This window comes from Rothia sp. HMSC075F09, from assembly GCF_001810515.1.
Taxonomy (GTDB): domain Bacteria; phylum Actinomycetota; class Actinomycetes; order Actinomycetales; family Micrococcaceae; genus Rothia.
In genome coordinates, this window is record NZ_KV801798.1 from 117,379 (window position 1) to 139,979 (window position 22,601).

The 22,601-nt window shown below is 58.8% G+C and carries 19 protein-coding genes and 1 tRNA gene; 13 read left to right on the plus strand and 7 right to left on the minus strand.

Annotated elements, in window-relative coordinates:
- Window positions 1–20: 20 nt before the first annotated feature.
- The 3 genes from HMPREF2749_RS07935 to HMPREF2749_RS07945 form a co-directional block, all read right to left on the minus strand.
- On the minus strand, window positions 21–1,022 hold the full coding sequence (locus HMPREF2749_RS07935) for a lipid II:glycine glycyltransferase FemX (RefSeq protein WP_049341541.1): 1,002 nt from the start codon (window positions 1,020–1,022) through the stop codon (window positions 21–23).
- 19 nt (window positions 1,023–1,041) lie between these two features.
- Window positions 1,042–1,680 (minus strand): 5-(carboxyamino)imidazole ribonucleotide mutase, encoded by a 639-nt coding sequence (purE, locus tag HMPREF2749_RS07940; protein ID WP_070594013.1) that lies wholly within the window; start codon window positions 1,678–1,680, stop codon window positions 1,042–1,044.
- A 99-nt stretch (window positions 1,681–1,779) separates the two neighbouring features.
- Window positions 1,780–2,970 (minus strand): 5-(carboxyamino)imidazole ribonucleotide synthase, encoded by a 1,191-nt coding sequence (locus HMPREF2749_RS07945; RefSeq protein WP_070594014.1) that lies wholly within the window; start codon window positions 2,968–2,970, stop codon window positions 1,780–1,782.
- A gap of 363 nt (window positions 2,971–3,333) precedes the next feature.
- Between HMPREF2749_RS07945 and HMPREF2749_RS07950 the strand changes: the two genes are divergently transcribed.
- The gene (locus HMPREF2749_RS07950; RefSeq protein ID WP_012904046.1) at window positions 3,334–3,951 is read left to right on the plus strand and encodes a GtrA family protein; all 618 of its coding nucleotides are present in this window, start codon (window positions 3,334–3,336) and stop codon (window positions 3,949–3,951) included.
- Window positions 3,952–4,131: 180 nt separating this feature from the next.
- On the opposite strand, the gene HMPREF2749_RS07955 is transcribed toward HMPREF2749_RS07950, so the two are convergent.
- On the minus strand, window positions 4,132–4,932 hold the full coding sequence (locus tag HMPREF2749_RS07955; protein ID WP_070594015.1) for a TIGR03089 family protein: 801 nt from the start codon (window positions 4,930–4,932) through the stop codon (window positions 4,132–4,134).
- A 694-nt stretch (window positions 4,933–5,626) separates the two neighbouring features.
- Here HMPREF2749_RS07955 and HMPREF2749_RS07960 point away from each other — a divergent pair.
- From HMPREF2749_RS07960 to HMPREF2749_RS07970, 3 genes are all read left to right on the plus strand, one after another.
- The gene (locus HMPREF2749_RS07960; RefSeq protein ID WP_070594016.1) at window positions 5,627–6,043 is read left to right on the plus strand and encodes a WhiB family transcriptional regulator; all 417 of its coding nucleotides are present in this window, start codon (window positions 5,627–5,629) and stop codon (window positions 6,041–6,043) included.
- Between the two features lie 20 nt (window positions 6,044–6,063).
- Window positions 6,064–6,285 carry a DUF3499 family protein gene (locus HMPREF2749_RS07965; RefSeq protein WP_049346776.1) on the plus strand — a complete coding sequence of 74 codons (222 nt, stop codon included), beginning with the start codon at window positions 6,064–6,066 and terminating at the stop codon, window positions 6,283–6,285.
- 146 nt (window positions 6,286–6,431) lie between these two features.
- On the plus strand, window positions 6,432–7,766 hold the full coding sequence (locus HMPREF2749_RS07970; protein WP_070594017.1) for a TIGR01906 family membrane protein: 1,335 nt from the start codon (window positions 6,432–6,434) through the stop codon (window positions 7,764–7,766).
- Between the two features lie 168 nt (window positions 7,767–7,934).
- Here HMPREF2749_RS07970 and HMPREF2749_RS07975 read toward each other — a convergent pair whose 3' ends face one another.
- Window positions 7,935–9,581: a dolichyl-phosphate-mannose--protein mannosyltransferase gene (locus tag HMPREF2749_RS07975; RefSeq protein ID WP_070594018.1), complete on the minus strand. Its 1,647-nt coding sequence runs from the start codon at window positions 9,579–9,581 to the stop codon at window positions 7,935–7,937.
- Between the two features lie 197 nt (window positions 9,582–9,778).
- On the opposite strand from HMPREF2749_RS07975, the gene rsmI reads away from it, so the two are divergent.
- The 6 genes from rsmI to HMPREF2749_RS08005 all read left to right on the plus strand — a co-directional run bounded on the left by rsmI (window position 9,779) and on the right by HMPREF2749_RS08005 (window position 16,140).
- On the plus strand, window positions 9,779–10,744 hold the full coding sequence (gene rsmI, locus HMPREF2749_RS07980; RefSeq protein ID WP_049358446.1) for a 16S rRNA (cytidine(1402)-2'-O)-methyltransferase: 966 nt from the start codon (window positions 9,779–9,781) through the stop codon (window positions 10,742–10,744).
- Window positions 10,745–10,810: 66 nt separating this feature from the next.
- Window positions 10,811–11,884, plus strand: a complete 1,074-nt coding sequence (locus HMPREF2749_RS07985) for a TatD family hydrolase (protein ID WP_049346771.1) — start codon at window positions 10,811–10,813, stop codon at window positions 11,882–11,884.
- A gap of 230 nt (window positions 11,885–12,114) precedes the next feature.
- The gene (locus HMPREF2749_RS07990) at window positions 12,115–12,936 is read left to right on the plus strand and encodes a glycosyltransferase family 25 protein (protein WP_070594019.1); all 822 of its coding nucleotides are present in this window, start codon (window positions 12,115–12,117) and stop codon (window positions 12,934–12,936) included.
- Window positions 12,937–13,321: 385 nt separating this feature from the next.
- Window positions 13,322–14,143: a glycosyltransferase family 25 protein gene (locus HMPREF2749_RS07995; protein WP_049346770.1), complete on the plus strand. Its 822-nt coding sequence runs from the start codon at window positions 13,322–13,324 to the stop codon at window positions 14,141–14,143.
- Window positions 14,144–14,188: 45 nt separating this feature from the next.
- Window positions 14,189–15,061, plus strand: a complete 873-nt coding sequence (gene rsmA / locus HMPREF2749_RS08000) for a 16S rRNA (adenine(1518)-N(6)/adenine(1519)-N(6))-dimethyltransferase RsmA (RefSeq protein WP_049327929.1) — start codon at window positions 14,189–14,191, stop codon at window positions 15,059–15,061.
- Between the two features lie 68 nt (window positions 15,062–15,129).
- Window positions 15,130–16,140, plus strand: a complete 1,011-nt coding sequence (locus HMPREF2749_RS08005) for a 4-(cytidine 5'-diphospho)-2-C-methyl-D-erythritol kinase (protein ID WP_070594020.1) — start codon at window positions 15,130–15,132, stop codon at window positions 16,138–16,140.
- Window positions 16,141–16,225: 85 nt separating this feature from the next.
- Here the strand turns inward: HMPREF2749_RS08005 and HMPREF2749_RS08010 are convergent, their stop codons facing one another.
- The gene (locus tag HMPREF2749_RS08010) at window positions 16,226–18,055 is read right to left on the minus strand and encodes an ABC-F family ATP-binding cassette domain-containing protein (protein ID WP_070594022.1); all 1,830 of its coding nucleotides are present in this window, start codon (window positions 18,053–18,055) and stop codon (window positions 16,226–16,228) included.
- A gap of 235 nt (window positions 18,056–18,290) precedes the next feature.
- Here HMPREF2749_RS08010 and HMPREF2749_RS08015 point away from each other — a divergent pair.
- The 3 genes from HMPREF2749_RS08015 to HMPREF2749_RS08025 all read left to right on the plus strand — a co-directional run bounded on the left by HMPREF2749_RS08015 (window position 18,291) and on the right by HMPREF2749_RS08025 (window position 20,904).
- Window positions 18,291–18,361, plus strand: a tRNA-Gln gene (locus HMPREF2749_RS08015).
- An 87-nt stretch (window positions 18,362–18,448) separates the two neighbouring features.
- The gene (gene glmU, locus HMPREF2749_RS08020; protein ID WP_070594023.1) at window positions 18,449–19,903 is read left to right on the plus strand and encodes a bifunctional UDP-N-acetylglucosamine diphosphorylase/glucosamine-1-phosphate N-acetyltransferase GlmU; all 1,455 of its coding nucleotides are present in this window, start codon (window positions 18,449–18,451) and stop codon (window positions 19,901–19,903) included.
- 20 nt (window positions 19,904–19,923) lie between these two features.
- The gene (locus tag HMPREF2749_RS08025) at window positions 19,924–20,904 is read left to right on the plus strand and encodes a ribose-phosphate diphosphokinase (protein WP_049352070.1); all 981 of its coding nucleotides are present in this window, start codon (window positions 19,924–19,926) and stop codon (window positions 20,902–20,904) included.
- A gap of 148 nt (window positions 20,905–21,052) precedes the next feature.
- On the opposite strand, the gene HMPREF2749_RS08030 is transcribed toward HMPREF2749_RS08025, so the two are convergent.
- Complete coding sequence (locus HMPREF2749_RS08030; protein WP_070594024.1) at window positions 21,053–22,177, minus strand: arsenate reductase/protein-tyrosine-phosphatase family protein; 1,125 nt, start codon at window positions 22,175–22,177, stop codon at window positions 21,053–21,055.
- Window positions 22,178–22,601 lie beyond the last annotated feature (424 nt).

Here is a 22,601-nt window from a genome sequence, read left to right on the forward strand (position 1 = left end):
TAAGGGCGCGTCTGAACCCGTTAGCGAGAGCGGAAAGACTGAACCTTCGCCTTCGCCTTCGCCACAGCATCACGAACAGCCGGACGAGCCTTGTACGCCAGCGTGTAGGCGCGGTAGCCCAGCGAGGTTACCGGAACATCCCAGGTACCCGGGTACTCCACAGACTCGCCGCCAAAGGACTTCTTGAACTTCGTGAAACCAGCCCACTCGTGATCCGGCTGATCCTCCGGCGCAATACCGAAGAGGTCAACGTACTTCAGACCCTTGCGCTTAGCGTCCAGGATAAAGTTCGTCACCACCACAACACCTGCACTAAGGTTGCGGTGCTCAAAAGAAGCCGCAGCGTGCGCGTAGGTGCGGGTGTCATCCGAATCGTACACAAACGCCGCCGCAATCGGGGTGCTCTCACCGTTCTCATCGGTCAGCTTCGCAATGTACAGGGACGCCGCACCGGCGGGCATCAGCACACGAGCAACCTGCATCAGGTACTCATCCTGCTGACGGTTAAAACCGTTACGGTCCGCGGTTTCCTCGAGGAAGCCGAAGAGAATCGTCATATCCGAGGGATTGGTCGAAACCTCAACGGTCACGCCCTTTTTGTGGAGATTACGATGACGATTACGGTAACTGGGGATCATTCCCTTGAGGATTTCGTCCTCAGAGCCCGAAAGATCAATAATCTGAGTGTGCGAAGGCTGCACCTGGCGAGGAGCCAGAACCGCGCCGCGACGAGCCAGGAAAGTAGCCGCATCCTGATCGCCCCAAATAGCGGATTCAGTGGGTTCAATGCGCACAAACAGGCAACGAAGCTTCGCAGCCTCTTCCTTCAATGACGCGAGAGCCTCATCAAAAGCCACAGCGCTGGAGGCGACCGGTCCGTACGGGCTGTACAGGTAGCGGCCGGTAGCGCCGCCCTCAACGGTTGCAAGGTACGACCAGCCGTTACCGCTCTTACGGATTACGGTGTGACCATTAGATTCCTGAAAACGTGCCCAAATATCGGACTGAAGAATATTGCTCATACTTCTAGTGTATCCGAGCTTAGGGAACGTAAGCCTGCGGCTCCGAGGAAGCCTCGGGGGCAGGTGCCGGGCGAGTCGAGGAGGTGCTCTCCTCAGCCTCATGCTCGGCAGCAGCCTTCGCCTTCGCCTCGGCTACGCGGGCGCGCAGGGCGGCGCCCTTGTCCATAGCGCTCTGACGCAGATCCTGAGAGAACTGACGCAGGTCGTCATGCACCTGGCGGGCGAAAGAATCAGTACCCGAACCCAGAATACGCAGAGCCAGCAGACCCGCATTGCGAGCACCGTTAATGGAGACGGTAGCTACCGGAACACCGGCGGGCATCTGAACAATCGACAGCAGCGAGTCCATGCCCTCGAGGTTCTTCAGACGCACCGGAACACCAATCACAGGCAGAGCGGTGACGGAAGCGAGCATACCGGGCAGGTGAGCGGCGCCGCCGGCGCCGGCAATAATCACGCGAATACCGCGGCTGTGAGCCTTCTTGCCGTACTCAATCATGTCCTCGGGCATGCGGTGTGCAGAAACAACATCAGCCTCGTAAGGGATGCCGAACTCGTCCAGAACCTCGGCTGCGGCCTCCATGACCGACCAGTCCGAATCCGAACCCATCACAATGCCAACAATGGGCTGGGAAGAATTATAGGGAGACTGAGACATAATCCTCATATCCTTTCAGGATGCGGTGGCGAACCACCATCAATAGGGTGCGTCGGATACGCAGGATACTCTCACCCCACGCACCGGCTAAAAATAGGGCTACAGGGGGCGGCCGTCACGCAAAATGGAGGCGGCATTCGCGGCGCTATGGCGCAACGCCTCAAGCTCAGCCACCGTGCCGGTAATGTTCACGTGACCAATCTTGCGGCCCGGGCGGGTTTCCTTGCCGTAGAAGTGAATCTTCGCGCGCGGTTCAGCTGAAAGCGCCAGCGGGTAGACGCCGAAAATGTCTTCGTTCTCGCCGCCCAGGTAGTTCTTCATCACGGCAACACCCTCCAGCACGGAGGTATCACCCAGCGGCAGGTCAAGTACCGCACGCAGATGCTGCTCAAACTGGCTGGTCACCGAGCCGTCCTGAGTCCAGTGGCCGGTATTGTGCGGGCGCATCGCCAGCTCGTTGATGTAGAAGCCGGCGGGGGAGCCGGGCACCTCGAAAAGCTCAGCAGCCATGACACCGGTGACCCCCAGCTCGGAGGCAATGGTCACCGCGGCGGCTGCGGCAGCCTCCGCAATCTCGGGGTCCAGGTCCTGCGCGGGTGCAATAACCTCATCACAGATGGAGTTCACCTGGATGGTCTCAACAACCGGCCAGGGACGCACCTCGCCGCTTTCACGGCGAGCCACTAGAGCGGAGAGTTCACGGGTAAAGGGAACCTTCTCCTCGGCAAGCAGGGCGGAGAAATCGGTGCGGGAAGGCAGCTGCTCGAACCACTCGGCGCTGCGCTCGCGAGCATCGGCGGGGGAATCCAGAACGAGAACGCCCTTGCCGTCGTAGCCGCCGCGCGGGGTCTTCAACACCACGGGCCAGCCGATCTCATCACCGAAGGCGAGCAGCTCGTCCAGGGTAGAAACCTGAGCCCAACGCGGGTTCGGCAGACCCAGGCGCTCAACGGCCTGGCGCATCAGGAGCTTGTCCTGGGCGTACTGGAGAGCTTCGGGACGGGGCTGAACATTCACTCCCTCCGCCATGAGGGTGCGCAAAAATTCGGTGGGCACATGCTCATGGTCGAAAGTGATGACATCCTTGCCGCGAGCAAATTCGCGGAGGGTGTCCAAATCCTTGTAGTCCCCGACGGGGGCGGTACGTACCGCCGCCACGGCGCCGACGGTGGGCGCCTCCGCGAGAATCTGCAGATCGAGGCCAAGGTTAGTTGCTGCGGGTGCCATCATGCGGGCCAGCTGGCCGCCGCCGATGACACCAATTACGGGTCCAGTCACAGGGTAAGTCACATCACCTAAGTGTACCGGGTTCGGAGTGTTTATGGGAGCAAGACCACATGAAGGTCGCAGAATGGGTTCAACTGGGCTTCAGAGCCCAATATTTGGGCGTGAATACCGGAAGAAATCGTAAAAACCTGCCTTCTGCGCGGTCAGGCAGAGACGAAACTATCAGCGCATGATGAAAAGAGTCACCCGGTAGCTGAGAGGTCTATGGAAAAACTCCCAAAGGGACAAACAACGTACCGGGACTGTACTAACATATAAGAGCTTGTAAAAGAGACCGAAGCGCCACGCAGTGACAACGTAACCAACGCTCACCGTCGCAGCATCGGCACCTTTTTCTCCGATAAAACCCCGCTAGATAGGCCCCGCATGAGCGCACAGACGAAACCGACCATTACCGAACGCCTGAAATCCCTCTGGGACAGCTACGGTATTGAGGTTCTCAAATTCGGTACCGTGGGCGGCGCCGCCTTCATCGTCAACTCTGTGACGGTGTGGGTGCTGATGATGACCATCATGTCGGAGTCCCACACCAAGGCGAAGGTTGTAGCGAGTGTTGTCGCAACCATCTTCTCCTGGCTCATGAACCGCCTGTGGACCTTCCGCGACTCCCGCTCCGAAAACTGGAAGCGCGAAGCTATCGAGTTCGGTCTGGTGAACCTGCTCGGTATTCTCGTCGAAGCCGGCTGTGTGGCATTCAGTACCTACGTGCTGAACCTGCGTACCCCCGAGGCGTCCTTCATCTCCGGTACGATTATCGGTACCATTCTGGGCACCATTCTTCGCTACTTCCTCTACCGCTTCTGGGTGTACGGATCGCACCGCAAGCAGGTTGAAAAGGGCGAAGGCACCGACCACGAAGAGCTCGGCCGCATGTTTGATGAGGCCGCCGCCATTCTCGACGGCGAAGAAACCACCAAGCAGAAGGCACGCTCTGAGGCGGCTGCATCCGAGGCGCAGTCGAAGCCCGGCTCGCAGAACTCCTAAGCTCCTCGGATTGTAGAAGCAGCATAGTTAGAACGTGATATAACGATTCATCCCCCGATACGAACGGTATCGGGGGATGAATCATTTAAACCCCTATGTGCTTGTTGGTGCTGTGTCTGTTGGTACCCTGCGCGGTCGTTAGCCTTCCGCGCGATTTTTCGGGCAACAGGGGAAGGCGCATTATGCGCGGGGAATCTCCACCGCACGCTCAGCAACCATCAGAGAGGCCAGCTGTCCATCCTGCCAGTTGACGCTCGGGTCAGCCACAAACACCGCATGCCCCGAAGCCAAAATAGCTAGCACCTCCAGCAGAGCGCTCAGGGTCGCCTCCGAAGCATCAAAACCGTAGTCGGGGCTCAACTCCAGTGCGAGCGCCCGCTGCCCCGAAGGTAGCGTGTACCCCGCCGTGCGATAGGTCTGTGCCTGCGCAAGAACCTGCTCGTAGGCTTCCGCATAGCTGAAACCCTCAATAATTTCTGCCGAATCATCGGGAAGTAGACCCGAGTACTGGTCGCCAAAGCTGCGCACCAGAGCGCAGTAATCGAGTACCTCCTCGGTGTGCGGAGCCAGTGCCTGCAGATCGCCGGTGTAGGAAAGAGCCAGCGGCGCACGGTCAACCGCCAGAAGGTACGCGGGGTCATTCGTGTAGCCCGCCTCCTGCTCGGTGCAGACCACGGCAACCAGCGGCTCGTCCTGATCGAGGATCGCGCCCACGCGCAGAGCCGCCAGACCCAGAACAATAGTGCGCCAGTGCAGGGGAGCCTGCAGATCAAAACCTTCATCGGGCGCCAGTTCGCATTCTTCAACCAACAGGTTTGCGCTCTTGTCTACCCAGTTCATGAGGACCCTGCCGGAGAGCTCAATACGCTCGCCTGCCGCCGAATACCAGATGAGGGCGGGAGTTTGTTGAGTGCTGAGTTTCTCGAAGAAACGGTTCAGAGTCGTGGGCGCGGACGCGCCGGTGGGGGAGAGAGTAACCATGGGTTTCACTCTACCTCACGGTTCAGAAGGAGCGGAGGCGCAGGGACAATTCCGGGAGCGGAGAGGAGGGGAGGGCCGATTGCCGGGCTAGAAAAGTACAGAAGTAAAGTAAAAACTTCTGATGGTGCTTGAAAAAACCTAATGATGAAAAACCTTTGCACTAACTAAGGTCCTATTTTGAAATAGGGCATGCAGATAAATTGGGAATATAAATGTTTCGCAATAAGCCTGGAAAAATATGCAGAACATGGATGTCAAAAAGATAAACTTTTCTTTTCGAATTTCCTGAAAATTTCTGGGAGTGGGGTTTGGGAGATTCCTGCAGGGGGTTGCACCGCCGACTTCCCTTATATTTGCGGTCAAGATGCGGAATTTGCATTCGGCGGCAAGTGGTCCTGAAAGGGGAAATTTGAGGCTGGCTCAAGATGTGACCAGGGGCAAGTGAAGGGGTGAAAAATATATAAAGGTCAAATTCACATTAAATATGACGCCTGTAACACATACATCTAAACATTGATTAAGTCTAGTTTGACGAAACGGCGTGTCGCACGTCTAATAGATATATAAGCGTGTTTGCTCTGGAAGGGACCGTAGAGGCCACAGCAAACCATGCCACACCATACACACGAAGATTCCGTCCACGACGGATCCGCAGACTCATTAAGCTCACAATGAGAACACGGAAGGAAAACCCATGGGCTCCTACATTGCATCCGACCGCTCTGTCGCGGCCGCGCGCGCATCAGGCGCTCAGCACCGTAGCATGAATCCCACTCAATCTCTCGAAAAAGCCACCGACGCCTTTCCCGCAGACGCAGAACGAAACATGCCTGCCTGCACCGACGTATGGACCGCAGCGGCAGGACTCTACGGAACCGAAGGCGAAGACGGAGAACTCGCCTGGCAAGCTGAAGCACTCTGCGCCCAGACCGACCCTGAAGCCTTCTTCCCCGAGAAGGGCGGCTCCACCCGAGACGCCAAAAGGGTATGCGGTGTATGCCCCGTGCGCGAAGAATGTCTACAATATGCAATGGACAATGACGAGCGCTTCGGAATCTGGGGCGGGCTGTCAGAACGTGAACGCCGCCGACTGCGCAAGCAGGCGAGCTAAGCCAGGAAGGTACCATCTACATGCAGACCGCACGACTGTGCTCCCGCCAAACCTGCCAGCGAGAGGCGACTGTTACTCTCCACTACTCCTACGCAGATTCCACGGCACTCATTGACGCGCTCTCTGAATTTCGCGAACCCCACGCCTATGACCTCTGCGACGACCACGCCGCACGACTGACGGCACCTCAGGGTTGGCGAGTGGTCTACAAGGTACCCGTTCAGGACACCACCGAATCCTAGAATTCAAAACTAAGAATTAAACACCCGAATGCAAAGAACCTTCCGCGAATTCATGCGGAAGGTTCTTTGCGTATGAGAAACTGGCAGATAGTACAGACACCCGCAACTCACTCAAACACCGATCACTCGAAAAGAACGCGAGATCAATGAGCAAAGAAACACACCGAGGAATGTGGGGCGCACTGCGCCCGGCCATCCGCCGAAATAGCGCCGAAGAACTCCTCAAAGCTCGTCGAGCAGAGACCGTGACCAGCGAACCGGCACCGCACACCGGCGCATTTGGCCGCATCGCAGCAGACGTACCCACCGTCGCCGAAGAACCCGACCTGCCTACCGGCTCTGTACCCGTCGTCCCCGCACGCAGCAAACTCCGTGAACAGGGCGTCGGTACCCGTGTGCGCACCCGCACCAACGTCTCCACCGGCTTCGTGCCCCTCGTGCGCGACTCGCAGAGCACCCCCAAAAACCCGACGCTCAGCGACCTCAACCGCGAAACCATGCAGAGGGCCGCCGAAGCAGAAGCCGCTGCAGTCGCAGAAGCCGAAAATGCGGCCGAAGCGGAAACCGTCGCTACCGCGGAGGCGGCAAGCGCCTCCACCGCCGGACGCAAGTACCGCACCGAAACCACCCGCACCGGTCACACCCACGCGGTCGCAGACCCCAACGCGCCGCTGTCCTCCCTGGCGGCCTCGCCCGAAGCCGCAGAACGCGCCGCGGCACGCGAAGACGCTGTGGAAGACACCCCGCGTTTCCTCAAGCTCCGTGCAACCCTCATCGCGCTCACCGTACCGCTGACCGTACTCATGATCGCGATTCGCGCTGTAGCTTCCGCGCCCTTCCTCTGGCTCGAATATCACCGCCCCGGATTCCCCGAAGACAGCTACGGCTACTACCTCGTCGAGAGGATGCGCCTGGGCTCCTACGGCGTGGACTACATCAACAACTTCGCGCCGCGAGAATACCTCGCCCGCGTTACCACCGGTGCCGATAATACCCTCGCCTTCACCGAAGCAGAAGTGAACCACATGCACGACGTGAAGTGGGTACTGCTCATCGCCACTGTAGCCGTTGCCGCGCTCTTCTTGGTGACCCTCTTTAGCAGCATTTCCCTGCGTGAGCGCGCCCCCGGAACCATCCGCCGCAGCCTCTTCACCGGCGCGTGGATTACCCTGGGACTCATCGCGGTGCTCGGCGTTGTGGGCTTCTTCGGCTGGGAATGGCTGTTCACCACCTTCCACCAGGTGTTCTTCCCGCAGGGCAACTGGGAGTTCTCCGTACGAAGCTCCCTCATCCGCCTTTACCCGCCGCAATTCTGGATCGATGCAGCAATCGCCGTAGCGGTCCTCGTGGCAGTGCAGATTACCCTCCTGCTCGTGACCACCTGGCCCACCAAATACCGCAAGCTCAAGGCAGAACGCCGCCGCCAGGAACGCCAGGACCTGCGCGTCAAGCTCGCCTCCGCACGCGTCAGCGACAACTAACACACGCGTCGGCGACAACTAAAAATCATCAGCCACTTCACCGCGCAAGCCAGCGCGGAAAGGGCACAACAAAGGGGGCTGGGCTCTACCACACGGTAGAACCCAGCCCCCTTTGCTATACCTAAGCTCGCATCGCTCGAACCTAAAAACCGAGCCTAAAACTCAAGCCTAAATCCAGGACTTAAACCACATATGCGAATACCACTGCTCATACGGAATCACCTGAGCAGTCCACAGCGGCATAAAGTACGCGCTCAACACCAGCACACCCACCAGGTAAATCGCCACCAGCGTCACGCCCAAACGAGCACGCAACACCGAACCACGAGCACCCGACAGCGCCAGACCCAAAACACCCGCCAACAGCAGGATCAGGAACGGCTCAAAGGACAGGGCGTAGAAGTAGAACATCGTGCGAGTCGGGTACATAAACCACGGGAAATAGCCCGCACCGAACACAACCAGCAGCGCGCCAAAACGCCAATCCCGCTTCAGCAGCAGAACCAGAAGCGCCACAATAATCGCCGGAATAAAAGCCCACCAAATCGCCGGGTTACCGATATTCAAAATAGCCTCGGAACAGGACTTCACGGTACAACCCGAAGAACCCAGCTTCGGCGACTCATAGTAGTACGAGGTCGGGCGACCCAAAACCAGCCACTGCCACGCCTGCGAAGAATACGTATGCGGGCTGCTCAAACCAGAATGGAACTTAAACGCCGAGACATGGTACTCCCACAGGGAACGCAAATCCTCAGGAAGCCACATGACACCCTTGCCCGGGTTCTCAACCGCCCAGCGGCGGAAATACGCATTCGACGACTGGAACCAGCCCGCCCAGGTGCTCAGATATACCAGCAGACCCACACCAATCATCTGGAAGAACGCGGGGATGCCGTCACGCACCAGCGCCGTCAAACCCCACTTGTTCAGACCCACAATACGGCGAGCATTAATATCCCAGAACACCGTCAGCAGACCCATAGCCGCAATGAAGAACAACGAATTCCACTTCACGCCCACCGCGGCACCGGCACACACACCGGCCGCGAAACGCCACAGGCGCAGACCCATGCTTGGGCCCCACGGCATCGGCGGAAGCACACCGCTATTCTGGCGTGCCGCCTCCGCAATATTGCGCGCCAACACGCGCCGCGCCTGAATACGGTCAAGCACCAGACACACAAAAGTCGCCAAAATCCAGAACATCTGGAAAATATCCAGCAGAGCCAGGCGAGACTCCACCAGCATCAGGCCATCCACCGCAGCCAGCAGAGCCGCAATAGTCGCCACCGTCATCGAACGGAACAGCAGCCAGCCAGCATACGCAATCAACGCCACCGACAGGGTGCCAATCACCGCAGCAGAAACACGCCAACCAAAGGGATTATTATCACCAAAAATTGCCATGCCCGCGGCAATCATCCACTTACCCAACGGCGGATGCACCACATACTCCGGCGAATCCGTCAACAGACCCGACGGGTGACCCGCCGCAAAGGAAGCATTAGCGTCCTTCGACCAGCTCAACTCATAGCCATAATGCACATACGAGTAGGCGTCCTTGGCGTAGTACGTCTCATCAAAAACAATGGCATTCGGATGCGCCAAATTATAAAAACGCAGAATGCCGGCAACCAGCACAATCAATGCGGGCGCCAACCAACCCCAACGCGGGGCACGAATATAGGCAACAGCGAGCGCATCCAGCAGAGAATCGAGGCCGTAACGACCGCGTTCAGACGAAGAACGGGCCGAATCAGCCTGACCAGCTGGAGCGGCAGATGCGGGAGAAAGTAGCTTAGGTATCTTCACCCCATCAATCCTAAAGGGTCAGAACGCACGATGCACCATTTCAGCCCGTGAACAGCATATATGACGCGCTCGGAGCCCCACCCGCACTAGCTACTTCTATCGGCGGGCTCACCCGGTAAGCCCACCCGGCACCGGATTGAGCGCGGGCGTTACACTTAGTGGGTACACGAAGACCAGACACAGACATGAGGCCTGCCATGACCGCACCCGCAGAATACACCGAAGAAACCGCCGCCCCCTCAGAAACCACAGCCCCCTCAGAAACGGTCAAGGCACTCGAGATTGACACCGCTGATACCGCTGACACCGCCGTCACCTCCGAAGAAGGCGGCGTGCTCATCCTCGGCGGCACCCCCATCGGCAACCTTGCCGATGCCTCCGACCGACTGCGCTCAGCCCTCGCCACCGCAGACCTCATCGCCGTCGAAGACACCCGCAAACTACGAACCCTCGCCTCCGGGCTTGGTGTGCGCACCCGCGGCCGCATTATCGTCAACCACGACCACAATGAAGCCGAACGCAGCGAAACCATCGTGCAAGCGGTACAGGACGGTCAGCGCGTGCTACTGCTCTCGGATGCGGGCATGCCCACCATCTCCGACCCCGGCTACGTTGCCGCCGCAGCCGTTGCGGAAGCCGACCTGCCCGTCACGGTGGTGCCCGGCCCCTCCGCTGCGTTGACCGCGCTCGCGCTCTCAGGTCTGCCCACCGGACGATTCACTTTCGAAGGCTTCCTCGCCCGCAAGGGCTCCGAGCGCACCCGCCGTCTTGCATCGTTGGCGGGGGAGGAGCGCACCATGATTTTCTACGAATCCCCGCACCGCACTGCCGCAACCCTGGCGGACTTTGTGCAAACCTTCGGCGCCGACCGCCGTGGAACTGTCAGCCGTGAGCTAACCAAGCTCCACGAAGAGGTTCGACGCGGTACCCTGGCAGAGCTTGCCGAATGGGCTGAGTCTGAGCGCGTCCGCGGCGAAATCGTCATTATTGTCGAGGGTGCACAAGCCCCCGAAACCCCCGAAGCACAGGACGTAGTGCAACTGGTCCTCGACCGTGTAGCGGGCGGCGAGCGCCTCAAGAGCGCCTGCGCCGCGGTTGCCGCTGAGACCGGCACCTCCAAGCGCGACCTGTATGAGGCGGCACTGGCTGCCCGCTCCGAATAGCCCAGAATCACCGCGCAATTTTACCCCCTAAGTTTTACCCCGCTGTTTTATCCCGAGGATTTATCAATGTGTCAGAGCTATCCCGGTCCTGAAATCACCCAGGAGTACCTGAACTCCCTCGCCGCCCTGGCGAACTACACCCTGCCCACCCCCGCGGCACTCCAGGCAACCGCCCTGCCTAACGGCTGGACGCCTGTCCCCGGTGAAGTCCCCGCACCCTATAAGGCGGAACTCTACACCGGCATCAGCGACGCCGAAGGGGGAGAAGGCACCCGCCGTCGCTCCACCACCGGCGAGAACGGCCGCAGCCGCAATCTGGTCTTCCCGCCCGCCCCCGAACCGCTGCCGTACCCCATCGTGGATAACCACACCCACATGGACCTGCTCGACGGCGAAGTAGAAATCAGCGCCCGCGATGCACTCGACGCCGGCGAAAAGCTCGGCATCGCCGCCATTGTGCAGGTCGGATATGATATCCCCTCCTCCCTGTACGCGGTCGCCGCCGCGCAGGCTGATGAGCGTGTCCTCGCCGCCATTGCGATTCACCCCAATACCGCCCCCGAGCTGGCTACAGCCGGTCAGCTGGAGGCGGCGCTAGCCACCCTCGACGAGCTCGCCACCGCCGACCGTGTACGCGCTATTGGTGAGACCGGCCTGGACTATTTCCGCACCGGCGAGGAGGGTAAGGAAGCACAGCACTACAGCTTCCGCGAGCATATTCGCATTGCGAAGAAGCACAACCTGGCGTTGCAGATTCATGACCGTGACGCGCACGAGGATGTTGTGCGCATCCTGGATGAAGAGGGCGCACCGGAACGTACCGTGTTCCACTGCTACTCGGGCGGCCCGGAGCTTGCCGAAATCTGCAATGAGCGCGGCTGGTACATGAGCTTTGCCGGCACGGTGACTTTCAAGAACTCGAAGGGTATTCAGGAGTCGTTGGAGATGGCTCGTCCGGAGCTGATTCTGGCTGAGACCGATGCGCCGTTCTTGACTCCGCATCCGTTCCGCGGCCGCCCGAATGCGTCCTACATGACGAACTACACGGTGCGGTTCATGGCGGCTCACCGCGGCGAGGAGCTGGAGGCGCTCTGCCGCCGTATTCGTGAGAATTCGGAGCGCGTTTACGGTCAGTGGTAGGCACGTACAGCCTGTAGCGGATAGCTACTTGGAGTCGCCTCGCGGTGCGTGTCTGCGTGCTAGACTGTAGCGACTACAAATAACTCACTCAAACAGCTATGCCATGATCTGGCGCGTAGTACTTTAGGCATGTTTTGCGTCTAAAAGAATGCGCTTAAAAATTAGGGGTGCAAGAACTCTCACTCGGTTTTGTGCCTTGCTCCCGGTGATTGGTGCTTTAGGAGGACACTATGGCAAAAATTCTGAAATACGTTCTGGGACTGGACGGCGCTAACCGGTTTGATTCTTTCTTCTCGGTGGGGGCACCCGCTCAAGGTTTTCAGCGTTATTCTGCGGTGGATAACCGTGATAATCACGTCACTGATGCACAATTCGATAGCAAACTGTTCCTGGCTCGTTACGGTAAAGAGCCGAGGCCTGCTGAAAAGGGTTGCGCTTTGAGCCACTACCACATGTGGAAGGACTTCCTCGCTTCAGATGCCGACTGGGCTTTGCTGGCAGAAGACGATGTCCTCATTTCCCCTGACCTGCAGCCTGTAGTGGAGAGGATTATTGAAAAGTATCCTCACGTGCAGATGGTTAACCTGGGCGATATCTACGCTTCTGAAGCTGGCAAGCTCAACCCGCAGGTTGATTATCCCCGTCTTTCGTTGCTTTCTCCTTTTGTGTACGGCAAGTACCGTATGGGTAATGCCTATGGTTCAAAGCCTCTGTATGGTGCTGCCCTGTATCTTCTTTCGCGTTCTGGGGCTGAACGACTCGTGGAATGTTATGGAGAGACGGTTCCTGGCGTTGTTGCCGATGATTATTCCCTCTATCGAGAATGGGGGGTAGACGTATATTTGGTGCAACCCGGTCTATGCGGTTGGGAAGGTACTAGCCTCATTCAAACTTCTGGCGTTCGTCATTTGGAAAGCCTCAAGAGCACGCAGCATGGCACTGGTTTTCTCGATCGGTTGCGCATCGCCCTGGCGCCGAAGAAGCGTATTGCGAACGCGAAGAATATTCTGGAAGCCACCATTGATGATGTGAAGCAGCGCCTGGGACGATAACCCAGAGACGGATTGGGCTACTGTCATCACATAAAAATCTAAATATGTGGGTCTTCTGCCTGTCCAGTATCCCCTCCCTATTGTGTATATCCGGTAGGGAGGGGATTTTTGCTGTGCACCAGTACGACGCGTGCCACATCGCGTTTTAACCTGAGGAGACCTGAGATTGGCGCATGGTGAATGATAGAATTCTTTTTACGTTGCACTGCGGTGTGCGTATTTATCACACGCTCAATATTTCAGACTCCCTGCCGTTTACGCACTGATTTTTAAGATTGATGAACCCCTCTGTTGTGCAGGTGGTCTGAAGTTCTGAAAGCTCATCATTAGCCGACGCGATCTTCTACTGCTTAGGTCTTCTGGATGAGCTATTGAAGGGAAAAACATGGCAAAGATTCTGAAGTATGTTCTGGGCCTGGATGGCGCGAACCGTTTTGACTCGTTCTATTCGGTGGGCGCACCCGCGCAGGATTTTGTCCGTTATTCTGCGGTGGATAACCGCGATAATCACGTCACTGATGAAGAATTTGACGTTGAGTTTTTCCGTAGCCGCTGGCATCGCGACCCGAGCCCCGCGGAGAAGGGTTGCATGCTTAGCCACGTGAAGATGTGGCGTGACTTTGTTGCGAGCGACGCCGACTGGGCACTGATTGCTGAAGACGACATTCTTCTTTCTCCGGATGCTGAGGCGGTGGTGAACGCAATCATCACGAAGTACCCGCAGGTGCAGCTGGTGAACCTCAGCGATTCTTTTGCGAATGATGCCGGCAAGCTGAACCCGCAGGTGGAATACATCCGCCTGTCTCTGCTGTCTCCTTTTGTACACGGTAAGTACCGTATGGGTAAGCCGTACGGTACGTGGCCCCTGATTTGCACCGGTCTGTACCTGATTTCCCGTTCGGGTGCTGAGCTGTTGCTCAAGCAATTTGAGGATAAGGTACCGGGCACCGTAGCTGATGATTACAAGCTGTACCAGCAGTGGGGTGTGGATGTGCGTTTTGTGCAGCCTGGCCTGTGCGGCTGGGAAGGCAGCAGCGTCATTTTGGAATCCGGTAAGCGTCATCTGGATAAGGTGAATAGTCTCCAGCACGGTACTGGTCCGCTGGATCGAGTGCGTATCGCTTTGGCACCGAAGAAGCGTATTACAAATGCTAAGAACGCTCTGGAAGCCACTGTTGATGAGGTAAAGCAGCGTTTCTCGCGGTAACCTAAACTGTAACCTCCCCACCATCCACCTATGTGAAGGAACGCTGTGAACGATCTGCCCCTGCTCGGCCCTGCTGAGATTCGTGAGCTTGCCGAGATGCTCGGTATTCGTCCTACGAAGACTCTTGGGCAGAACTTTGTGATTGACCCTAATACGATTCGTCGTATTGTCAACGCGGCAGAGATTTCACCGGAGGAGACGGTGCTGGAGGTCGGCCCGGGCCTGGGTTCGTTGACCCTCGGCATCCTGGACGCTGCGAAGGATATGGTGGCGGTGGAGATTGACCCGCCCCTGGCTCAGCAGCTTCCGCACACGATTGAGAAGTTCCGCCCTGAGAAGGCGGGCGATATTGACGTGGTGCTCATGGACGCCCTGAAGGTCACCGAGCTGCCTCGCACTCCGGATGCTCTGGTGGCGAACCTGCCCTATAACGTGGCGGTTCCGGTGCTTCTGCACCTGTTTGCGCAGTTCCCGAGCATTCGTCACGCCCTGGTGATGGTTCAGGACGAGGTCGCCGACCGTCTTTCGGCGACCCCGGGTTCAAAGATTTACGGTGTGCCCTCGGTGAAGGCTAATTGGTATGCCGAGGTGTATAAGGCGGGCGTGATTGGCAAGAACGTGTTCTGGCCTGCGCCGAAGATTAACTCTGGCCTGGTCGGCTTCCGCATGCGCGAAGAGCCTCTCTCGACCGTTGATCGCGACCTGGTGTTCACGATTGTGGACGCCGCTTTCGCTCAGCGCCGTAAGACTCTGCGCGCTGCGTTGAGCTCCTGGGCGGGCTCGGGTGCGCGTGCGGAGCAGATTCTGGTGGCTGCCGGTATCGCTCCGACCGAGCGCGGTGAGAAGCTGGATATTCACGGCTTTATCCGCATTGCGGAGGCTTCGCTGACCGTCCCGGCTGAGCCTGTAACGGAGTAGCTTCTTCCCGCTCTAAATTTTTCACTGACGTTCTCACGCGAGTTCCCGTGCGAAAGGTGTATGCGCTGATGAGTACCGCCTCCCAGGTCGCTATTTCGGTTGATGCTCCCGGCAAGGTCAATCTGTACCTTGCTGTGGGGGACGTCCGCCCGGACGGCTACCACCCGCTGACTACGCTTTTTGCGGCGGTCTCTTTGACGGAGACCATCACGGTCTCTGAGGGGCAGACGCCGGGGCTGAGCCTGAGCATGGACATTATGCCCGGCTCCCTGGTGGAGCAGCAGATGCAGGCGGGGCAGTTCGACCCAGCCGATGTGCCGATGGATGAGCGGAATCTCGTGTATCGTGCCGCTGAGCTGATTCTTGCGGAGCACGGCATCGAATCTGTCCCGGCGCTGCACCTGCATATTGCGAAGGCTGTGCCCGTGGCTGGCGGTATGGCTGGCGGCTCAGCGGACGCGGCTGCTGCCCTCATTGCTACGGACCGCTACCTGCACGCAACCGGCCGCACCGGTGCGCTCCTGACCCAGACGGATTATGAACGTCTTGCCGCGCAACTGGGCGCCGATATTCCCTTTAGCGTGCGTGCCGCGCTCGGGCAGACCCTCGCACTGGGGCAGGGGACCGGTACCGAGCTGCAGAATATTGCGGCGCCTCGGGAACCTCTGCACCTGGTGATTGTTGCCGCGCAGTTTGGCCTCTCCACCCCCAGCGTATTCAAGCAGCTGGACGCGGGCCGCGCCTCGGGGCTGTACCCTGCCTCAGGCAAGCTGGTGGAACCCGTAGAGCTTCTGAGCACCCTGAATTCTTATGATGGTTCGGAGGCGGCGCTCGCCTCCTTGGCGCCGCTGCTCCGTAACGACCTGCAGGCTCCCGCGCTTTCGTGCGCCCCGCAGTTGGAACATACCCTGAACCTGCGTGATAGCGAGGGCGTGTATGCGTCCCTGGTGTCCGGCTCCGGTCCGACGGTGCTTCTGCTGGTTTCTTCGCAGGCTCGGGCGGAGGCTCTTGCCTCCACTCTTCGCGCTGCGGGCAACCACGCGGTCAGCGCGGTCAGTGCGGTTCTGAATCACCCTTAGTTGCCGCTGTAGCTGAGCGCTGAATATATGAAGAATGCCGGTTCTAGATTCAATCTAGAACCGGCATTCCTTATATCAGTAGACCTTAGCCCAGCAATTCGGAGAGTTCGAGCCAGCGCATTTCTAGCTCGTCAATCTCATCCTGAAGTGCCTGCTGCTGCTCGCCGAGTGCCGCTAAACCGGCGTAGTCGGAGGCGTCGTGCGCGCTCATCTGCTCGGAGAGCTTCTCCTGCTCTGTAGCGAGCTTGGCGAGGCGGCGTTCAATCGCACCGGATTCCTTTTGCGCCGCACGCAGCTCGGCACCGGAGACCTTCGGGGTATCCGGCTCAGCAGAAGCCTGCGCCGAGGAGGCGGCACGCGCCTGCGCGCTACCGGCGGCAGAACCGCCAGCACCAGCTGCTGAGAGCACCAAGTACTCGTCCACACCGCCGGGCAGGTGACGGAACGAACCGTCAATCACGGCGTACTGCTGATCGGTGACACGCTCCATGAGGTAACGGTCGTGGCTGACCACCAGCAGGGTGCCCGGCCAAGTGTCCAGCAGGTCCTCCATCGCGGCGAGCATATCGGTGTCCAGGTCGTTGGACGGCTCGTCGAGAATCAGCACGTTCGGTTCATCCAGCAGAATCAGCATGAGCTGCAGGCGACGCTTCTGACCACCCGACAGGTCCTTGACCGGGGTAGACAGCTGCGCACTCGTAAAGCCCAGACGCTCCAGCATCTGCGAGGGGGATAGCTCCTTACCATCGGCAATGTAGCTGCGCTTCTTGCGGCCAATCACATCCGAGACACGGTCGTTAGCGACCTCGTTGAGCTCGTCGAGCTGCTGGGTGAGGGTTGCAATCTTCACCGTCTTACCGTGCTTGACGCGGCCTTCGGTCGGCTTCAAATCGCCGGTGACCAAGGAGAGCAGAGTCGATTTACCCGCACCGTTCACGCCCAGGATTCCGGTGCGCTCGCCGGGAGCAATACGCCAGGTGACCTTCTTCAGCACCGGGCGCTTGCCGCCGGGCATCGAGGGGTCGTCGTAGGTGACCGAGACGTTTTCGAGGTCTACCACGTCCTTGCCGAGGCGGGAGACCGCCATCTTCTTCAGCTCCACCGTGTCACGCACCGGCGGAACGTCCGCAATGAGGGCGTTCGCGGCATCAATGCGGAACTTCGGCTTGGAGGTACGCGCGGGCGCACCGCGGCGCAGCCAAGCGAGCTCCTTACGCATCAGGTTCTGGCGCTTCGCCTCAGCTGCGGCTGCCTGGCGGTCACGTTCCACGCGCTGCAGGATGTACGCCGCGTAACCACCCTCGAAGGGCTCGACGATGCGGTCGTGCACCTCCCAGGTGTCGGTGCAGATTTCGTCGAGGAACCAGCGGTCGTGGGTGACGACCATGAGGCCGCCGGCGTTCTTCGACCAGCGGGACTTCAGATGGTTGGCGAGCCAGGTGATGGCCTCGACGTCCAAGTGGTTGGTGGGCTCGTCGAGCATGAGCACGTCCCACTCCTGCGCGAGCAGGGAGGCGAGCGCTACGCGGCGGCGCTGACCACCAGAAAGAGAAGAAACCGGCGCGTCCCAGGGCAGGTCGGAAACCAAACCGGAGATAACGTCGCGGATGCGCGCCTGGGACGCCCACTCATATTCGGGGGTGTCGCCCACAATTGCGTAGCCGACCGTGTGGTCGTCGTCGAGTACATCGGACTGGTCGAGGTAGCCGATGCGGGTGCCGCCGCGCACGGTGACGCGGCCGGAGTCTGGTTCGAGCCGACCGGCAAGGATCTTCATGAGGGTGGACTTGCCGTCGCCGTTGCGACCGACAATGCCTATGCGGTCGCCTTCGTTCAGGCCGACCGTGATGCCTTCAAAGATGGTTCGGGTAGGGAATTCGAGGTGCAGCGATTCGCCGCCAAGTAGATGTGCCACGCCTTCTAGGGTACAGGGTGAGTGTTCAGTTCAAGTAGCGCTCCAAGCTTTGATGAGGGGCTACTTGGCGGTGCTGAGAAAAGCTGTGGGGATTGCGGGGCGCGCGGCTAAGTTGAGCACAGATATTTGATAAACTGAGGAAAGCATTTCCTGCATTGCGCTGTTCTGTGCCCAAAATGGCGGTCAATGACGATGAGGACCCGCTAGCGGGGGCTTGTCGTGAATGTAAGGATAATCCGCCATGGTGTAATGGCAGCACAGCGGCCTTTGGAGCCGTTTGTCTAGGTTCGAGTCCTAGTGGCGGAGCGTAAGCACTCAACGGCACCGTTGATAGAGAGTTGGCGGTCCGCGCTCACTCCTCACTCTTACAACCTCGTCTAAGGAGTCTTCCCAGTGAACACTGAACTGGCACCCTCTGCAGTGATCGTTCTCGCTGCAGGCGCTGGTACGCGCATGAAGTCCGCTACCCCCAAGGTCATGCACGGCATTGGTGGTCGATCCATGGTTGAGCATGCTGTCGCTGCTGCACGCGATCTGAACCCCGAGCGCCTCGCTGTTGTGGTACGTCACCAGCGCGATAAGGTTGCTGAGCATGTGCTTGCGTTTGACCCTGAGGTAACCATCGTTGATCAGGATGAGATTCCGGGTACCGGCCGCGCTGTTGAGGTCGGTCTGAACGCCCTGGATGCGCAGGCACCGGTCTCCGGCACCGTCCTGGTGACCTACGGTGACGTTCCCCTGCTGCGCACTGAGACTTTGCGCGAACTGATTGCCTTCCACGAGGACGACAAGAACTCCGTAACCGTCCTGACCACCCACATTGATGAGCCCGGCGCCTACGGTCGTATTGTCCGTAACCAGGCTGGCGAAGTGACCGCCATTGTTGAGGCGAAGGACGCTTCCCCCGAAGAGCTCGAAATTACCGAAATTAACTCCGGTATTTACGCTTTTGACGCTGCTGTTCTGCGCGAGGCACTGCTCGAGGTGACCACCAACAACGCACAGGGCGAGAAGTACATTACCGACGTTCTGTCCATTGCTCGTTCTAAGGGCTACCGTACCTCCGCTCTGGCTATTGAGGACCGCTGGGAGGTTGAGGGTGCTAACGACCGTGTGCAGCTGGCTCAGCTGGGCCGCATGCTCAACAACCGCATCCTCGAGGCTCACATGCGTAACGGCGTGACCATCGTCGATCCGCAGAACACCTGGATTGACGTGACCGTGCGCATCGAGAATGACGTGACCCTCCTGCCCGGCGTGCAGCTGCACGGCTCCACCACCGTTGCCACCGGCGCAACCATTGGCCCCGACACCACCCTGACCGATATGACCGTTGAGGCAGACGCTACCGTCATCCGCGCTCACGGCTTCGGCGCCGTGATTGGCGAGGGCGCAACCGTCGGCCCCTTCGCCTACCTGCGCCCCGGTACGACCCTGGGTAAGGGCTCGAAGCTCGGCACCTTCTGCGAGGCTAAGAACTCGCAGATTGGTGACGGTGCGAAGGTTCCGCACCTGTCCTACGTTGGCGACGCCACCATCGGTGAGGGCGCCAACATTGGTGCGGGTTCCATTTTCGCCAACTACAACGGCCTGGTGAAGAACCGTTCTGTTATTGGCGCACATGCCCGCATGGGATCCGCGGGCATCTACGTTGCACCGGTCACCGTGGGTGACGGTGCCTACTCCGGCGCGGGCGCGCTGATCCGTAAGGATGTTCCTGCGGGCGCCCTCGCCTACTCTGAGACTTCCCAGCGCACCATCGAGGGCTGGGTTCTGAAGAACCGTGCCGGTACCGAACCCGCTGAGGCTGCAAAGGCCGCGGGCGCACAGGAACCGGCAGAATCCTAATCCGAGGAAAGAACAACACCATGAGTAGCGAGATTACCAACCCCGGTGAGCGCAAGCTTGTAGTGGTCTCCGGTCGAGCACACCCCAAGCTCGCCGAGGAGATTGCGCAGGCCCTTGACCACGACCTGTTGCCCACCTCCGCATATACCTTCGCCAATGGCGAGACCTACGTCCGTTTTGAGGAGTCGGTGCGCGGTGCGGACGCTTTCGTGATTCAGTCGCACCCGGCACCCATCAACGAATGGCTCATGGAGCAGCTCATTATGATTGATGCACTCAAGCGTGCATCTGCTCGCTCTATTACCGTGGTGTCTCCTTTCTACCCCTATGCTCGTCAGGACAAGAAGCACAAGGGCCGTGAGCCTATCTCGGCACGTCTGATCTCGGACCTGTACAAGACTGCTGGTGCTGACCGCCTGATGTGCGTGGACCTGCACACTTCGCAGATTCAGGGTTTCTTCGACGGTCCGCTGGATCACCTGTTCGCAATTCCGGTGCTGGCTAAGCACATCCGTGAGCGCGTTGAGGATCTGTCGAACGTGACCGTGGTTTCTCCGGATACCGGTCGTGTGCGTGTGGCTGAGCACTGGGCTGATTTGCTGGACGGCGCACCCCTGGCGTTCGTGCACAAGACCCGCGACATCAACGTCCCCAACCAGGCTGTTTCTAAGACTGTCGTGGGTGACATCGAGGGCCGTACCTGCGTGCTGATTGACGACATGATTGACACCGGCGGCACCATTGCTGGCGCTGTGAAGGTTCTCATGGACAAGGGTGCGAAGGAAGTTATCATCGCGGCAACCCACCCGGTTCTGTCCGATCCGGCTGCTGAGCGTCTGTCTCAGTGCGGTGCTGTGGAGGTCATCGTGACTAACACCCTGCCCGTGCCGGAAGAGAAGCAGTTCGATAACCTGACTATTCTCTCCATTGCTCCGTTGATTGCTCGCGCTATCCGTGAGGTCTTCGACGAGGGTTCTGTGACCGAGATTTTCGATCACTAGGCTTCTAAAGCCTAACGAAAATCCCCCGCTGACTGTTGGTCGGTGGGGGACTTTCTGCTATTGAGGCTAAGTTGTAGAGGCTAAAGCTAACCCGGTTGGAACAGATATCTGTCCCAACCGGGTTAGCGCTGTATTTAGCCTCGTATGTTTAGCGGTGTGCCTGTGCGAGCCAGGGCAGAATGATGCGCAGGGACTGCTCCACCTCGTCCACTGCAACCTTCGCTGCTGCGGGGCCGCGGCGGTAGGGGTCTTCCAGCCTATCGGTATCAAGCGGGCGGGCACCGTAGGAGTAGAGATAAGACAGCGGTTCGGCGCGGCGTGCATCCTCGCGGATACGTGCAACCTGCTTGAGGAGCTTAATCTTGGCGTGGTGCTGGGGCCACTCGCGCACAATCCAGTCGGCGTGCACCTTCTCGGCTACCAGGATGATGGTGGCGTTCTCAATAATCTGTTCGTTGAGCTGGCGGGATGCGAAGCCCTCCGGGTTGTAGCCTCGCTTGATGAGTTCGTTGGCTACGTGTTCGTAGACGCCGTGGCCGACGAGGGCGCCGGTGCCTGCGCTGGAGAAGATCCACTTGTCTTCCAGACCGTACTCGGCGGCAAGGTGCTTGGAGATGACCTCGCCGGATGCGCTACGGGCAATGTTACCGGTGCAGACGAAGACGGCTTCGAAGGGGCCGTCCTTGCGGGCGCTGTCGGTACGGTTGAGAGTCTTGGGGGAGAACTTAAAGAGGGAGGGGCGTTCGCCGCGGGGCGTAGTAGCCGGGCGGGAAGCCTGTGCGTTCTGGCTGTTGGCTTCTTCGGGGTTGGCGAGCTCTTCGGCATCAACGGTGGGCGCGTTGTGCTGGCCCACGCGGATAATGCTGGGGCCTGCGGGCTTGCCGTCTACGTCGAGAATGTCACCGGGGGTAGCCTCGATATCGGTGTGGGTGAGGGGCTGTGCGGAGACGGTTGCAGTGCCGTCGGCACTGAGCTCTTCTTCGGGAGTGACTTCCTGAGCGGCTACCTCGGAGGGGGAACGGACTTCGTAGTCTCCGATGGCTTCGCGGAGTGAACCGTCGGGGGTGATGGTACGGCCGGCAACCCCGCGGCGGTTCTTACCCGCCAGTTCGGGGTTGCTCTTAATGAGGGAGCGGACTCCGTCGGCAATATTTGCGGAGGGAGAGGCGGCGGTTGCCTGCTGCTCCTCGGTGGTTTCTGCGGAGTTGGTTTTGTCCTCGGAGGAGCCCCAAGCGTACTTGTCCTTGAGGGACTTAATGTTGAAGATGCCCATCAAAAAGCCTTTTCTAATTGACGTACCCAACAGTGAACAGGGAAGCCGGAAGTGTCGGGTTGGTTGAATGAATAGTATCTATCATACCGAGTTACTTGCACCTTCAACGGTTCCTTTTCCTGCGTGTGGCGAATACCCTACAGGTGTACGTAAAGTTGACATCTCTCCCAGTTTTTTCCACGAAAGATGACCTAAAGTACAGAAATCTCTCCATAGCTAAAGAAAGCCTGCATGCTAGAATTATGCCTAGACTCTACTCATCATTCCTCAAACTCATGGTCTTGTCTATATTTTGTGACGGGTCAAGAAAGGCATCATGAACCTTCTCGCAACGAAACCTCAGTTCTATCCGCAAACACTAGCTTCGTCTTTTGGTAAAAGATGCTGAAATTTAACGGGGTTCTTTGCAGTTTGTTACATTTCT

Coding starts and splice junctions, on each gene's coding strand:
- HMPREF2749_RS07935 (WP_049341541.1), bottom strand. CDS start 1,022: ATGAGCAATATTCTTCAGTCCGATATTTGGGCACGTTTTCAGGAATCT.
- purE (WP_070594013.1), bottom strand. CDS start 1,680: ATGTCTCAGTCTCCCTATAATTCTTCCCAGCCCATTGTTGGCATTGTG.
- HMPREF2749_RS07950 (WP_012904046.1), top strand. CDS start 3,334: ATGAGCGCACAGACGAAACCGACCATTACCGAACGCCTGAAATCCCTC.
- HMPREF2749_RS07955 (WP_070594015.1), bottom strand. CDS start 4,932: ATGGTTACTCTCTCCCCCACCGGCGCGTCCGCGCCCACGACTCTGAAC.
- HMPREF2749_RS07960 (WP_070594016.1), top strand. CDS start 5,627: ATGGGCTCCTACATTGCATCCGACCGCTCTGTCGCGGCCGCGCGCGCA.
- HMPREF2749_RS07965 (WP_049346776.1), top strand. CDS start 6,064: ATGCAGACCGCACGACTGTGCTCCCGCCAAACCTGCCAGCGAGAGGCG.
- HMPREF2749_RS07970 (WP_070594017.1), top strand. CDS start 6,432: ATGAGCAAAGAAACACACCGAGGAATGTGGGGCGCACTGCGCCCGGCC.
- rsmI (WP_049358446.1), top strand. CDS start 9,779: ATGACCGCACCCGCAGAATACACCGAAGAAACCGCCGCCCCCTCAGAA.
- HMPREF2749_RS07985 (WP_049346771.1), top strand. CDS start 10,811: ATGTGTCAGAGCTATCCCGGTCCTGAAATCACCCAGGAGTACCTGAAC.
- HMPREF2749_RS07990 (WP_070594019.1), top strand. CDS start 12,115: ATGGCAAAAATTCTGAAATACGTTCTGGGACTGGACGGCGCTAACCGG.
- HMPREF2749_RS07995 (WP_049346770.1), top strand. CDS start 13,322: ATGGCAAAGATTCTGAAGTATGTTCTGGGCCTGGATGGCGCGAACCGT.
- HMPREF2749_RS08005 (WP_070594020.1), top strand. CDS start 15,130: ATGAGTACCGCCTCCCAGGTCGCTATTTCGGTTGATGCTCCCGGCAAG.
- HMPREF2749_RS08025 (WP_049352070.1), top strand. CDS start 19,924: ATGAGTAGCGAGATTACCAACCCCGGTGAGCGCAAGCTTGTAGTGGTC.
- HMPREF2749_RS08030 (WP_070594024.1), bottom strand. CDS start 22,177: ATGGGCATCTTCAACATTAAGTCCCTCAAGGACAAGTACGCTTGGGGC.